The following is a 13,390-nucleotide window of genomic DNA, read 5'->3' on the forward strand; positions in this document are numbered from 1 at the left end:
TACTACCTCCCCAGCGTGCGATGCTCATGATAGAGGCCGGTGCCGCGTCTGTCGCCTGCCCGGACGCCGCTCTATCCGGCCAGTGCTGGCTGGAGCGCATCGCGCCTTTCGCGAGCCCAGTCTGCCGCGGCCTTGATGCCTCCCAGCGGGAAGATATGGATACGCTCGATCAGGCTATCCGGGTTTGCGGCGCCATAGGCCGCCAGTGCGGTCACGACCTCGTCCGGCTCGGAGGGCAGCATCAGCCTCGAGACATCCAGCGCGCGCCGCTGCAGAACCTTCAGCGATGGGCCGACGCCGCACGCGACCGCGTATTTGATGAGCGTCTGCAGTTTGGCCGGCCCCGCGACGCCGACATGAATGGGCATGGTGACGCCGGCGCCGCGAAGCCGCTCCGCCCAGGCGATGACCGGCTTCGCGTCGAACGCGAACTGGGTCACGATTGCCATCTTGGCATCCGTGCGTTCGCTGTATGCCTGCTTCCACAACAGTGCCTTGTTGGCCTCGGCGCTGGAGCCATCCGGATCGATGTCGGCATTGCCCTCCGGGTGGCCCGCCACATGCAGGCGCCGAAAGCCAAGACGGTCAAACAGGCCGGTCTTGAGCATATCGATGGAGCTATGGAGATCGCCGGCCGGTCTTGCCATGCCCCCCGCGAGGAGAAGCGCTTCCTCCACGCCAGCCTCGTCGCGGTAGCGCCTTAGCCATTCCTCCAGCTCGGCCGTATCGCGAATGGCGCGCGCCGGCAGATGCGGCATCGCTGCAAAGCCATCGTCGCGAAGCCTTCGCGCGGTGGCAACCATGTCGTCTATCGGCGTGCCTTCGATATGGGCGATGTAGATGCGGGTGCCCGCAGGCAGAAGTGCGCGGAAGTCATCGATCTTGGCGGCCGTGCGCGGCATGACCTCGATCGAATGGTTCTCGAGCATCTTTGCCAAGGGCACAATCGAAGTCTCCGACCCGCCACGTCCGGCCCCGAAACGCTCCAACCACGCCATAAGCTTCTCCTGCTCTTGACCGCCTACGTCATGCAACTTCCGAAATGATGCGAGGGGCGCGAAACCGGGCCGCCTCGCATCAGCTCCCGAAGCGAGCCCGTCAGCCCGCCTTGCGTGTGCGCCAGCTATCCGCGTAGTTCTCGCGCGCCTCGCGCGCATAAGGTGTCGGCGAAACGCGGACGCGAATTTCGGCCTGCTTGTGGCGCTCGGTGGAAGTCTTGCCGCTGCCCCCGTCGGGCTCTCCCCAGATCATCGTCAGCACATCGCCTTCCTGGACATCCTGGTCGACGACGCCCAGCGACAGCAGGCAGCGCTCGTTGTAGCTGTAGCCATTGAACATCGACATGCCGACCATTTTGCCGTCGCGCATGACCATATCCGCACTCGACGACGCATAGTTCGGCTGCGGGAAATCGATCCACTTGTAGTGATCCTCGCCCGGACGGAACGCTGACGCGATCACCTCGACCACATCTTCCGCGTTCCATTCGAAGGTCACCTTCTTGCGGTTCTTCGCGCCCTTCATCTTTTCCAGAGCGGCCTTGCCGATGAAGTCATCCTTCTTCCAGCCGATGTAGAAGTCGTAGCCGAGCTCGAACGGATTGACGTAGTAGTCCTCGATCTTGTCCGATGCGAAGCTGCCGCCGATCGAGCCGATCGCCTCGTAACTGTCGGCGCCGAGCCATTCGCGATAGGCCTTGAGCATGCCGTCGCCGGTGTAGATGCCCGGCAGCGGCGACGGAATCCAGCCGGATTCCAGCGTGTTGGTCGAGTAGGCGCGGCTGCCGCAGCGCACGAGATCGACGCCGGCCTCCTTCGCCGCCTCGAGGATGCAGGATAGGACATAGCTCTTGTCCTCGTAAGGACCCCAGATTTCCAGTCCGGGCGCGCCGGACATGCCATGGCGCAACGCCTGCACGCGCTTGGAGCCGACATTGATCCAGTCGACGTGGAAGAACTTTATCTCCGGGATCGGCCCGCGGTTCAGTTTCTCGAAGATCTTCGGCGCTTCCGGACCCTGGATCTGGTAGCGGTAATGGGTGCGCAGCACGCGCTCGCCCTCGGGCCGCGAATTGGAGCGCGGATCGTGCCTGAGCCGCACGTTCCACTCGCCATAGGCAGCGCAGAACTGCAGCCAGTTGGCGGTCGGTGCGCGCCCGACAAGGATGAACTTGTCCTCGCGCTCCCTGAAAATGATCTGGTCGCCGATCACATGACCGTTCGGCGTTACCGGGACGAAATGCTTGGCACGGTTCAGGCCGAAATTGGAGAACGAATTGATGCCGTGGTGTGCGAGGAATTTCTCCGCATCCGGCCCCTCGACGATCAGCTCGTCCATATGGTGCGACTGGTCGAAGAGCACCGCCGATTCGCGCCATGCCCGCTGCTCGTCACGCCAGTTGGAGAACTCCGGCGCCACGACAGGGTATACATACATGCCGATTTTCGAGTTGCGCAACAGGTCAACGGCGCTGCCATTCTTGCGCAATACGGCCTCGAGGCTGGATTCCGCCATGATTGATCCTCCCATCGGTTAGCGTTGTTGTATACATTGCGCATGCCCCAGCCGATTGCAAGAGGATCTTCGGCGACCGACCGCGCCAAATTCCCGCATGCTGCCCGCCGGGGCTTTTCAGCCTCCGCCTCAAAGGACATAAGGGCCTCACCATCGTCCTCGACGTCGGCCTTGGCGATAAAAGACAGTCGCGGGCCGGACCGACGCTGTATACACCCACCGAACCAACGAGACTGAACCGGAGTATGAGAATGACCGCACAAAACCCCGCCCTTGTGCTTACCGCCTACTGCGCCAACCGGGCCGGCATCGTCGCCGCGCTATCCAAGGCGATCTTCGAGCTGGGTGGCGACATCCTCGACCTTCAGCAATTCGACGACGCCGGAACCGGGCAGTTCTTCTCGCGGGTCGTCTTCCGGGGCGCCTCGGACCCGATCGCCGAGGATGCGGCGCGGCAGGCGCTCGGGCCGGTACTGGAACAGTTCGGCATGAAGTGGTCGCTGAGCTTACAGGGCGCTCGCCGGCGCGTGCTGCTGATGGCCTCGCGCTTCGATCATTGTCTGGCCGACCTGCTGTACCGCTGGCGCATCGGCGAACTGGCGATGGACGTGCGCGGGATCGTTTCCAACTATCCGCGCGAAACCTATGCAGACCTGTCTTTCGAAGGCGTGCCGTTCCACTTCCTGCCGGTAACGAAAGAGACCAAGCCGGAGCAGGAAGCGAAACTGATCGAGATCATCGATAGCGAGCAGATCGACCTCGTCGTGCTCGCCCGCTACATGCAGGTTCTGTCGAGCGAGCTTTCGGCCAGGCTTGCGGGCCGCTGCATCAACATCCACCACTCGTTCCTGCCCGGCTTCAAGGGCGCAAAGCCCTACCACCAGGCACACGAGCGCGGCGTGAAGCTGATCGGCGCCACTGCGCACTACGTCACCGGTGATCTCGACGAGGGGCCGATCATCGAACAGGACATCGAGCGCATCAGCCATCGCGACAGCCCCCAGGAACTGGTGCGCAAGGGACGCGACATCGAGCGACGCGTGCTGGCGCGGGCCGTCCGGTCGCACCTGGAGGACCGGGTGCTTCTAAATGGCTCGAAGACCATCGTCTTCCCCGAATAGAGGCGCCGCACTGGATTTCAGTGTATACATGCAAGCACAGCTCCAGTTGCTTTCGTCCATACTCCGCCAGCGCGCACACCGGTGAGCGCTGGCGACCGATTCGCAAAAACTCCTTTCGCGCATTCGTCTGAACGACAGCGAAGCGCGCCGCATACAGTGGGATGGAAACCGTCGCTGTCCGGAATGCCTATTGCGAACGCGCAAACGATGTATACACTTCATCCCCGGAGGAGCCGCTGCCGCGCGCGAACGAGCGCGTGGCAAGGCAACAAAAAGGGAGGAAATGCGCATGTTGAACAAAGCAGCAGCGGCGACATTGCTCGGGCTCGGCCTTGCCTGGTCGAGCACGGCACTGGCTCAGGAAACCGTCAAGATCGGCGTCATCCTGCCCTATTCCGGGCCATTCGCGGACGCCGCCAACCAACTCCAGGCCGGCATCGACCTCTACATTTCCAAGCATGGCGACGAGGTTGCCGGCAAGAAGATCGAAATCATCAAGCGCGATACCGGCGGCCCGGCGCCCGACGTCGCGCAGCGCATGGCGCAGGAGCTGGTCGTGCGCGATGGCGTCGACATCCTGGCGGGCTTCGCGCTGACGCCTGAAGCGCTGGGTGCGGCCCCGATCGCAGACGAGGCGCAGAAGCTGATGGTGGTGATGAACGCCGCCACGTCCATCGTCACCGAGCAGTCGCCCTACATCGTGCGCACGTCGGTTACGATTCCACAGCTCAACTATGCCTTCGGCCAGTGGGCGTTCAACGAGGCCGGCATCAAGCAGGCCTATACGCTGGTTTCCGACTACGGCCCCGGCCATGATGCCGAGAGCTCGTTCTCCAAGGGCTTCACCGAGGCCGGCGGCAAGATCGTCGGCTCCGACCGCACCCCGGTCGCCAATCCCGATTTCTCGGCCTATGTCCAGCGAGTCCGCGACGCCAATCCGGAAGCCGTCTACATCTTCGTGCCGGGCGGCGCGCAGCCGGCGGCAATCGGCAAGGCGCTCGCGGATCGCGGGCTGGCTCCGCCGGACACGAAAATCTTCGCGCAGGGTGAGCTGACCCATCCTGAGGCTCTGGAAAGCATGGGCGAAAATGCGCGCGGCATCATCACGACCTTCCATTACACGCTCGAACGCGACGACCCGCTCAACAAGGAATATGTCGACGGCTATCACGCTGCCAATAACGGCCGCAGCCCCGACCTGTTCTCGATCGGCGGCTATGACGGCATGCACCTGATCTACGAGGCGCTGAAGGCAACCGAAGGCGACGCGTCCGGCGACGCGCTGGTCGAGGCCGCCAAGGGCATGTCGTGGCAGAGCCCGCGCGGCCCGATGAGCATCGACCCGGAAACGCGCGATGTCGTCCAGACCGTCTATATCCGCGAGGTGCAGGAGGTTGACGGCAAGCTGCAGAACGTCATCATCCACGAAATTCCGGAGGTAAAAGACCCGCTGCACGGGGCCAACTGAGGGCAGGTTCGGTTCAAGCTGGCATGCGTTTGAGATCGTGATCGGGCAGATCGCCATCGTGCTGTTCGACGGGTTCGCCTTCGGGATGCTCTTGTTCGTCCTGTCGGTGGGCCTGTCGGTCACGCTGGGGCTGATGAACTTCATCAACCTCGCCCACGGCGCGTTCGGCATGCTGGGCGGCTATGTCACCGTGCTGGCAATGCGCCAGCTCGGCCTGCCTTTCCTGCTTGCCCTGCCGGCCGCCTTCTTGGCGGCGGCGCTGGTCAGCGTGGTCTTCGAGCGCACGCTTTTCCGCCGGCTCTACAAGGCGGGCGAGTTGAACCAGGTTCTCTTCACCATCGGCGTGGTGTTCGTCGCGGCGGCAGTCGCGACCTATGCGTTCGGAACGGTGCAGCAGGTCATCATCCTGCCGTCCTGGCTGCGCGGTTCGGTCGAGGTCTTCGGCCTGCGCCTCGGCGTCTACCGCATCTTCCTGATCGCGATCGCGCTTGCGGTGACGGCGCTGCTGGTGTTCGGGCTGGAACGGACGCGGCTCGGCGCACAGATCCGCGCGGCCGTCGACAACCAGCGCATGGCGCAGGGGCTCGGGCTGGACGTCGAGCGCATCTTCGCCATCACCTTCGCGCTCGGCAGCGGTCTTGCGGGGCTCGGCGGCGCGCTGGCGATTGAGATCGTCGGGCTCGACCCGTCCTTCGGCTTCCACTACCTCGTCTACGTTCTGATCGTGGTCGCGGTCGGCGGGCTTGGCTCGATCACCGGCTCTTTCGTAGGCGCAGCACTGCTCGGTATCGGCGACGTCGCCGGCAAATATTTCGTGCCGGAGATCGGCTCTTTCCTGATCTACCTGCTGCTCGTCGCCATCCTGTTCGTGCGGCCGCTCGGCCTTTTCGGAAAGCGGTGAGCGAGTTCATGGACAGACCCGCGCCCTACGTTGCCCCCTATGTCCTGCCGGACATCTCCCCCACGAGGGGGAGATCGGCCTTCATTTCTCTCGGTGCCCATCCTGAGAGGTCGGAGATTAGCTAAAGCCGATGCGCTAGTTGATCTCCCCCTCGTGGGGGAGATGTCCGGCAGGACAGAGGGGGCGCGAAGGAGCGCAGCCCTTCCGTCGCAATACCAACCAGAGCGCCCGGCCATGACGAGCCTCGACAGCTCTAACGACTCGCCCCACGTCTGGCTTGCCCGGCAGAGCCGCTGGTCGCCGCTCGAAATCGCCTTCTGGCTGGCGACGCTGCTGCCGTTCTACTTCTTTCCAACCTATCTGACGCTTGCGAGCCAGATCGCCATCACCGCGCTGTTCGCGATCTCCGTCGACCTCATCCTCGGTTATGCCGGCATCGTCACACTGGGCCATGCGATGTTCTTCGGCCTCGGCGCCTATGCCGCCGGCCTGCTCAGCGTTTATGGCTGGGGCGAGCCGATTTCCGGCCTGCTGTTCGCCGCCGCCATCGCGGGTCTTGCCGGCTGGTTGGCCAGCTTCGTCATCGTGCGCGTGCAGCACCTCGCGCTCATCATGATCACGCTCGGACTCGGCTTCCTGACCTACGAACTCGCGAACGCGATGACATGGCTGACCGGCGGCACTGACGGGCTGCGCGGCATCCGCACATGGCCGATCTTCAACTACTTCCGGTTCGACCTTTGGGGCTACACCGCCTATTCCTATTCACTGGCGGCCCTGTTCGTCGGATTTCTGCTCAGCCGACGGATCGTGAATTCCTCTTTCGGCCTGGCGCTGCGCGGCGTGCGCGAGAACGTGAGGCGCATGCCGGCCATCGGCTCCGACTATCGCCGCCACCTGCAGAAGATCTACGTCATCTCGGCGGCGATCGCCGGCACGGCCGGCGGGCTGCTCGCGCAGACGACCAACGTGGTGGCACTCGACGCGCTCAGCTTCCAGCGCTCCGCCGACGTGGTGGTCATGCTGATCCTCGGCGGTACCGGCAGGCTATACGGTGCCATCGTCGGCGCGGTCATATTCCTGGTGGCGCGCGACCAGCTTGCGGGCATCAATCCGCAATATTGGTATTTCTGGATCGGCCTGCTGCTGATGTTCGTGGTGCTGGTGATGCCCAAGGGCATTCTCGGCGGGCTGGCCAGCCTCGCGGCGCGCTGGAGAGGCCGCGGATGAGCGAAGCCGTGTTGCAGACCAGGGCGCTGCGCAAGAACTTCGGCTCGCTGGAAGTCGCCCGCGACATCTCGCTGGCGCTGTCGCGCGGCTGCCGGCACGCGCTGATCGGCCCCAACGGCGCCGGCAAGACGACGCTCATCAACCTCATCACGGGGCAGCTCAAGCCGGACGCCGGCACGATCACGCTGGAAGGCGAGGACATCACCGCTGCCCCTGCCGCGGCGCGGGTGCGCAAGGGCCTGACCCGCACGTTCCAGATCAACACGCTGTTTCCGGACCTGACGCCGCTGGAGGCGGTCACCCTTGCAATCTGCGAGCGCGAACGCGTGGCCGCGCAATTCTGGCGCGGCCTTACATCGCAAGGTGCGATCGTCGACGAGAGCATCGCCATTCTCGAGCGGCTTGGGCTGGGTAACGCTGCCACGCGGGCCACGCGCACCCTGCCCTATGGCCAGCAGCGGCTGCTCGAGATTGCGCTGGCGCTGGCGACGCGCCCGAAGGTGCTGCTGCTCGACGAGCCGGCAGCCGGCGTGCCCAAGGACGAGAGCGCGATGCTGTTCGACGTGATCGCCGCGCTGCCGGACGACATCTCGGTGCTTTTCATCGAGCACGACATGGACATCGTGTTCCGCTTCGCCACGCAGATCATCGTGATGGTTTCCGGCGGAATTCTGCTGGAGGCGGACCCGCAGACCGTGCGCGACGATCCGCGCGTGCGCGAGGTCTATCTGGGGGCGGCCATGGCTGAGCCGCTCCTCGAATTGGAAGACGTGCGCGCCGGCTATGGCGAGGCCGTGGTGCTCGACGGGGTTTCGCTGTCGCTGCCGGTCAACGGCAGCCTGGCATTGCTCGGCCGAAACGGCGTCGGCAAGACGACGCTGCTGCTGGCCTCCATGGGCTTCGTTGGCATCATGCGCGGAGCTGTTCGGCTCGGCGTCCGCGACATCTCGCGCCTCGCCCCACACAGGCGCGCGCAGGCTGGCCTCGGCTGGGTGTCGCAGGAACGCGACATCTTCCCCTCGCTCAGCGTCGAGGAAAACCTGACCGTCGCCGCACGGCCGGGGCGCTGGGATACTTCGTCGATCTACGCGCTCTTCCCGCGCCTGCGGGAGCGACGCGGCAATATGGGAAACCAGCTTTCTGGCGGCGAACAGCAGATGCTCGCGCTCGCCCGCACGCTGATGACAAATCCATCTGTGCTGCTGCTCGACGAACCATTCGAAGGGCTCGCCCCGATCATCATCGAGGAACTGACCGGCGCGGTGCGGAAGATGATCGACGACGAGGGTGTCGCGATCGTTCTGGTCGAGCAGCATGCCGAAGTGGCCCTGCGCCTGACGCGCGACGCGGTGATCCTGGAACGCGGGATGATCGCGCATCGCGCGCCGTCGCAGGAATTGCTCCACGACCACGCCACGCTGGAGCGCTATCTCGGCCTCAAACTCGGCTGACGCGTTGCCGCGTCACACACCTTTGAAGACCGGTTTGCGCCGGGCGAAGAACGCATCGACAGCCTCGCCGAAATCATCAGTCACGGCACAATCGCCGAAGGCCTGCGCCTCGGCATCGAGCTGCTCAGCGTAGGCGTTTTCGAGCGATGTACGCATGAGTTCCTTGATCCGCGCCTGCGCCATCGGCGCGCCGGCGGCAAGGCGGGCGCAGTTTCGCCGTCTCCGCATCCAGTTGGTCGCGCGGCACGACCCTGTTGGCCAGTCCGAGCCGCAGCGCTTCATCCGCACCGACGGTATCGGACAGCAGCGCGATCTCCAGAGCCCGACGCACGCCGACCAGGCGCGGCAGCGCCCACGAGCCGCCGCAATCGGGCGGCGCGCCGATACGGGCATAGGCAAGGTTGAAGGTCGCGTCGTCGGCCGCCACCAGCAGGTCGAAATTGAGTGCCAGCGACATGCCGGCGCCCGCGACGGCTCCCTTCACGCTGCCCAGCGAGATCACGGGAGCTGCGGCAAGCATCTTCAGCGCGCCATGCAGCGGATCGATCAGCTCAGCGGCAGCCGCCCGCCTGTCCTGTGAGGTCCGGAAATGAGCGAGGTCGCCGCCGGCGACGAAGGCGCGCCCTTCCGAGGAAATGACGACCACCCTCAAGGTTTCGTCGGCCGTCACCCGTTCGATGGCTGCGGCAAACGCCTGCGCCATTTCGAGATCGAGCACGTTGAGCCGGTCGGGCCGATTGAACCTTATCTCGGCTATGCCGCCGGCGCTGGAATAAAGCACCGGTCCGTCATCTGTCTGCATTCGTCATTCTCCCCGGTGTCCACATCGGCGCCGCGCGTCGCCTGCCCCGTTTCTTGCAGGTAATGACTTTACTGGCGAGTGAATAGTCGCCAAACAGCCTGCATGCGACAAGCCTGCGGGATGCTTTTCCGCACGGGGAGAGAGAGGCCTATCGATGCTGCTGAACGAAGACCAGACGATGATCCGCGACATGGCCCGCCGCTTCGCGCAGGAGCGGCTCAAGCCGTTTTCGGCCGAGTGGGATCGCAGCAAGACCTTCCCGCGCGACCGCGTCACAGAAATGGGCGAACTCGGCCTGATGGGCATGCTGGTGCCGGAAGCCTATGACGGCTCGAAGACCGACTATGTCTCCTACGCGCTCGCCATCGAGGAGATCGCGGCCGGCGACGGCGCGCTTTCGACAGTCATGAGCGTGCACAATTCGGTCGGCTGCGCGCCCATACTCGCCTTCGGCAGCGAGGAACAGAAGGAACGCTTCCTCAAACCGATGGCGCGCGGCGAATGGCTGGGCGCCTTTTGCCTGACCGAACCGCAGGCCGGTTCCGACGCCTCCGCGATCAGGACCCGTGCGCGCAAGGTCGGCAACCGCTATGTGCTCAACGGCACCAAGCAGTTCATCACCTCGGGCAAGAATGCCGATGTCGCCATCGTCTTCGCCGTGACCGACCCGGACGCCGGCAAGCGCGGCATCAGCGCGTTCATCGTGCCGACGTCCACGCCCGGCTATCGCGTGGCGGGGCTGGAGGAGAAGCTCGGCCAGCATCTTTCCGATACCGCCCAGATCGCCTTCGACGACATGGAACTGACGCCCGACCTGCTGCTCGGCGAAGAAGGCCAGGGCTATCGCATCGCGCTCTCCAATCTCGAAGGCGGACGCGTCGGTATCGCCGCGCAGTCGGTCGGCATGGCGCGTGCCGCACTGGAGGCAGCCCTCGCCTACGCACAGGAGCGGACGAGCTTCGGCGCGAAGATCATCGAGCATCAGGCGGTCGCGTTCCGCCTTGCCGATATGGCCACGAAGATCGAAGTCGCGCGGCAGATGGTGCTGCATGCGGCCGCTTTGCGCGAGGCGGGCCAGCCTGCGCTCAAGGAAGCCTCGATGGCCAAGCTGTTCGCGTCGGAAATGGCCGAGCGGGTGTGCTCGGACGCGATCCAGATCCACGGCGGCTACGGCTACGTCGCCGACTTCCCGGTCGAGCGCATCTATCGCGACGTGCGGGTCTGCCAGATCTACGAAGGCACCAGCGACATCCAGAAGCTCGTGATCGCGCGTGCGCTGGCGCAGGAGAGCTGACGCGGAACTCTGAAAAAAAAGCGCTTGACCCTCCAGTGACTGGAAGGATTACCCGTGGTTTCATCAGGAAATCCGGAGACTGCCCATGGCGCACAACCACACACATTCCCACAATTCGAGCGGCGGTTCCTGCTGCTCCGCCCATGGCGGCAAGGCGCATGGCGTAACGCGCGATCCCGTCTGCGGCATGACGGTCGATCCGAACGCCGGCAAGCTGACGGCGACGCATGAAGGCCGGACGTTTCATTTCTGCTCGGCCGGCTGCCACAAGAAATTCACCGCTGCGCCAGATCAATATCTGACGGCGACCGACCCGGTTTGCGGCATGGATGTCGACCGCGCCAGCGCGGAACATTTCGCCCGCCATGAAGGTCAGGCCTTCTATTTCTGCTCGGAGCGCTGCCTGAAGAAATTCGAGGCAGAGCCGGCCAAATATCTGGGTGACCGGCCGGCGCCGGAGCCGATGCCAGCGGGAACCGAATGGACCTGCCCGATGCATCCGGAGATCGTGCGCGACAAGCCGGGCTCGTGCCCGCTCTGCGGCATGGCGCTGGAGCCGATGGGCGTACCGACCGGCGAGGAAGGCCCCAATCCGGAGCTGATCGACTTCACCCGCAGGTTCTGGGTCAGCGCAGTGCTGTCGCTGCCGCTGCTGGTCATCACGATGGGGCCGATGCTGGGCCTGCCGGTGCGCGAATGGCTCGGCGAGCGCACAGCAATCTGGCTTGAGTTCGCGCTGGCGACACCGGTCGTTTTGTGGGCCGCGATCCCGTTCTTCCATCGCGGGTGGGAATCGATCGTCAACCGCAGCCCCAACATGTGGACGCTGATATCCATCGGCGTCGGTGCGGCCTACATTTACAGCGTCGTGGCGACGCTGTTCCCCGGCATCTTCCCGCACCAGTTCCGCGGCCATGGCGGCTCCGTTCCGGTCTATTTCGAGGCGGCCGCCGTCATCACCGCGCTGGTCTTCCTCGGACAGGTACTGGAGTTGCGGGCGCGTGAACGCACCGGCTCGGCCATCCGCGCGCTCCTCGACCTCGCGCCGAAGACGGCGCGACGGATCGGCGACGACGGTTCCGAGACCGACGTGCCGCTCGACGAGGTCGCGAGCGGCGACCGCCTGCGCGTCCGCCCCGGCGACAGCGTCCCGGTGGACGGCGTCGTGGTCGAGGGCCGCTCCTCCATCGACGAATCCATGATCACCGGCGAGCCGGTTCCCGTCGAAAAGGCGGAAGGCGATACGGTCACCGGCGGCACGCTCAACAAGAACGGCTCGCTCGTCATCCGCGCCGAGCGGGTGGGCTCGGAAACCGTGCTGTCGCAGATCGTGGAGATGGTGGCCAAGGCGCAGCGCAGCCGGGCGCCGATCCAAGGGCTGGCCGACCGCGTGTCGTTCTACTTCGTGCCGACCGTGGTGCTTGTCGCCATCCTGGCCTTCATCGTCTGGGCCGTCTTCGGTCCCGAGCCCAGCATGGTCTTCGCCATCGTCTCGGCGGTGTCGGTGCTCATCATCGCCTGTCCCTGTGCGCTGGGGCTTGCCACGCCCATGTCGATCATGACGGCAACCGGACGCGGCGCGCAGGCCGGCGTGCTGATCAAGGATGCCGAGGCGCTGGAACGCTTCGCCAAGGTGGACACGCTGATCGTCGACAAGACCGGCACGCTGACAGAAGGCCGGCCGAAGCTGACCGACGTCGTTACCGCCGAAGGTTTCGACGAGAAGCGGCTGCTTGGGCTCGCCGCAAGCCTCGAAAAGGGGTCGGAGCATCCGCTTGCCGAGGCGATCGTCGAAGGCGCGAGAGAGCGCGGCGCAAAGATCGAAAACGCCGCCGACTTCGAGGCCGTCACCGGCAAGGGCGTTCAGGGCAAGGTCGGTGATGCAGACGTATCGCTAGGCAACCGGGCGATGATGGAAGCGATGGGTCTCGACACGCAGGCCCTGCGCCAGCAGGCCGATACGTTGCGCAAGGACGGCAAGACGGCGATGTTCGTCGCAGTCGACGGCAAGCTGGCAGGCATCGTTGCCGTTGCTGATCCGGTCAAGGCGACGACGGCCGAGGCGATCCGTGCCCTGCACGAAAGCGGGCTCAAAATCATCATGGCGACAGGCGACAACGCGCTGACGGCGAAAGCGGTGGCCGACCGGCTCGGCATCGACGCTGTCCGCGCCGACATGCTTCCCGAAAGCAAGAAGGCGCTTGTCGACGAACTGCGCGCGGCGGGCGCATCGGTCGCCATGGCAGGTGACGGCGTCAACGACGCGCCGGCCCTGGCAGCCGCCGATGTCGGCATCGCGATGGGCACCGGCGCGGATGTCGCGGTGGAGAGCGCGGGCATCACGCTGGTCAAGGGCGATCTCAACGGCATCGTGCGCGCACGGCTTCTGGCGCGGGCGACGATCCGCAACATCAAACAGAACCTGTTCTTCGCCTTCATCTACAACGCGGCCGGCGTGCCCATCGCCGCAGGTGTCCTCTATCCGATCTTCGGCACCTTGCTGTCGCCGATGCTCGCGGCAGCAGCGATGAGCCTGTCATCCGTGTCGGTCATCAGCAACGCGCTGCGGCTGCGCCGCGTCAATCTCGACGGCTGAACCGCGAGGGCGG

9 protein-coding genes and 1 pseudogene are annotated in these 13,390 nt (G+C 64.9%); 7 read left to right on the top strand and 3 right to left on the bottom strand.

Features of this window, described 5'->3' with window-relative positions; genetic code table 11:
* Window positions 1–71: 71 nt before the first annotated feature.
* Window positions 72–998: a methylenetetrahydrofolate reductase gene (locus HK436_RS04335; protein ID WP_173187610.1), complete on the bottom strand. Its 927-nt coding sequence runs from the start codon at window positions 996–998 to the stop codon at window positions 72–74.
* A gap of 100 nt (window positions 999–1,098) precedes the next feature.
* Entirely contained in the window at window positions 1,099–2,514 is a 1,416-nt protein-coding gene (gene ligM, locus HK436_RS04340) for a vanillate/3-O-methylgallate O-demethylase (protein ID WP_173187612.1), read from the bottom strand.
* A 251-nt stretch (window positions 2,515–2,765) separates the two neighbouring features.
* On the opposite strand from ligM, the gene purU reads away from it, so the two are divergent.
* The 5 genes from purU to HK436_RS31095 all read left to right on the top strand — a co-directional run bounded on the left by purU (window position 2,766) and on the right by HK436_RS31095 (window position 8,685).
* A complete protein-coding gene (purU, locus tag HK436_RS04345; protein ID WP_173187614.1) occupies window positions 2,766–3,635 on the top strand; it encodes a formyltetrahydrofolate deformylase in 870 nt (289 codons plus the stop codon).
* 289 nt (window positions 3,636–3,924) lie between these two features.
* A complete protein-coding gene (locus HK436_RS04350; RefSeq protein ID WP_173187616.1) occupies window positions 3,925–5,103 on the top strand; it encodes an ABC transporter substrate-binding protein in 1,179 nt (392 codons plus the stop codon).
* A gap of 49 nt (window positions 5,104–5,152) precedes the next feature.
* Window positions 5,153–6,004: a branched-chain amino acid ABC transporter permease gene (locus tag HK436_RS04355; protein ID WP_312860564.1), complete on the top strand. Its 852-nt coding sequence runs from the start codon at window positions 5,153–5,155 to the stop codon at window positions 6,002–6,004.
* Window positions 6,005–6,238: 234 nt separating this feature from the next.
* Window positions 6,239–7,234: a branched-chain amino acid ABC transporter permease gene (locus HK436_RS04360; protein WP_206680486.1), complete on the top strand. Its 996-nt coding sequence runs from the start codon at window positions 6,239–6,241 to the stop codon at window positions 7,232–7,234.
* Entirely contained in the window at window positions 7,231–8,685 is a 1,455-nt protein-coding gene (locus HK436_RS31095; RefSeq protein ID WP_173187622.1) for an ATP-binding cassette domain-containing protein, read from the top strand. The genes HK436_RS04360 and HK436_RS31095 overlap by 4 nt, the downstream gene beginning before the upstream one ends.
* Window positions 8,686–8,697: 12 nt before the next feature.
* Here HK436_RS31095 and HK436_RS04370 read toward each other — a convergent pair.
* Window positions 8,698–9,487, bottom strand: a pseudogene (locus HK436_RS04370) (enoyl-CoA hydratase/isomerase family protein).
* Between the two features lie 154 nt (window positions 9,488–9,641).
* Here HK436_RS04370 and HK436_RS04375 point away from each other — a divergent pair.
* Both HK436_RS04375 and HK436_RS04380 read left to right on the top strand, forming a co-directional pair.
* Window positions 9,642–10,781 (top strand): acyl-CoA dehydrogenase family protein, encoded by a 1,140-nt coding sequence (locus HK436_RS04375; protein ID WP_173187624.1) that lies wholly within the window; start codon window positions 9,642–9,644, stop codon window positions 10,779–10,781.
* A gap of 85 nt (window positions 10,782–10,866) precedes the next feature.
* Entirely contained in the window at window positions 10,867–13,377 is a 2,511-nt protein-coding gene (locus HK436_RS04380) for a heavy metal translocating P-type ATPase (RefSeq protein ID WP_173187626.1), read from the top strand.
* The last annotated feature ends 13 nt before the right edge of the window (window positions 13,378–13,390 follow it).

Source organism: Neoaquamicrobium sediminum, assembly GCF_013240295.1.
Classification (GTDB): Bacteria; Pseudomonadota; Alphaproteobacteria; order Rhizobiales; family Rhizobiaceae; genus Aerobium; species Aerobium sediminum.

Excerpts from the sequence above, each read along its gene's own strand:
- HK436_RS04335 (WP_173187610.1), bottom strand. The coding sequence starts at position 998 with ATGGCGTGGTTGGAGCGTTTCGGGGCCGGACGTGGCGGGTCGGAGACT.
- ligM (WP_173187612.1), bottom strand. The coding sequence starts at position 2,514 with ATGGCGGAATCCAGCCTCGAGGCCGTATTGCGCAAGAATGGCAGCGCC.
- purU (WP_173187614.1), top strand. The coding sequence starts at position 2,766 with ATGACCGCACAAAACCCCGCCCTTGTGCTTACCGCCTACTGCGCCAAC.
- HK436_RS04350 (WP_173187616.1), top strand. The coding sequence starts at position 3,925 with ATGTTGAACAAAGCAGCAGCGGCGACATTGCTCGGGCTCGGCCTTGCC.
- HK436_RS04360 (WP_206680486.1), top strand. The coding sequence starts at position 6,239 with ATGACGAGCCTCGACAGCTCTAACGACTCGCCCCACGTCTGGCTTGCC.
- HK436_RS31095 (WP_173187622.1), top strand. The coding sequence starts at position 7,231 with ATGAGCGAAGCCGTGTTGCAGACCAGGGCGCTGCGCAAGAACTTCGGC.
- HK436_RS04375 (WP_173187624.1), top strand. The coding sequence starts at position 9,642 with ATGCTGCTGAACGAAGACCAGACGATGATCCGCGACATGGCCCGCCGC.
- HK436_RS04380 (WP_173187626.1), top strand. The coding sequence starts at position 10,867 with ATGGCGCACAACCACACACATTCCCACAATTCGAGCGGCGGTTCCTGC.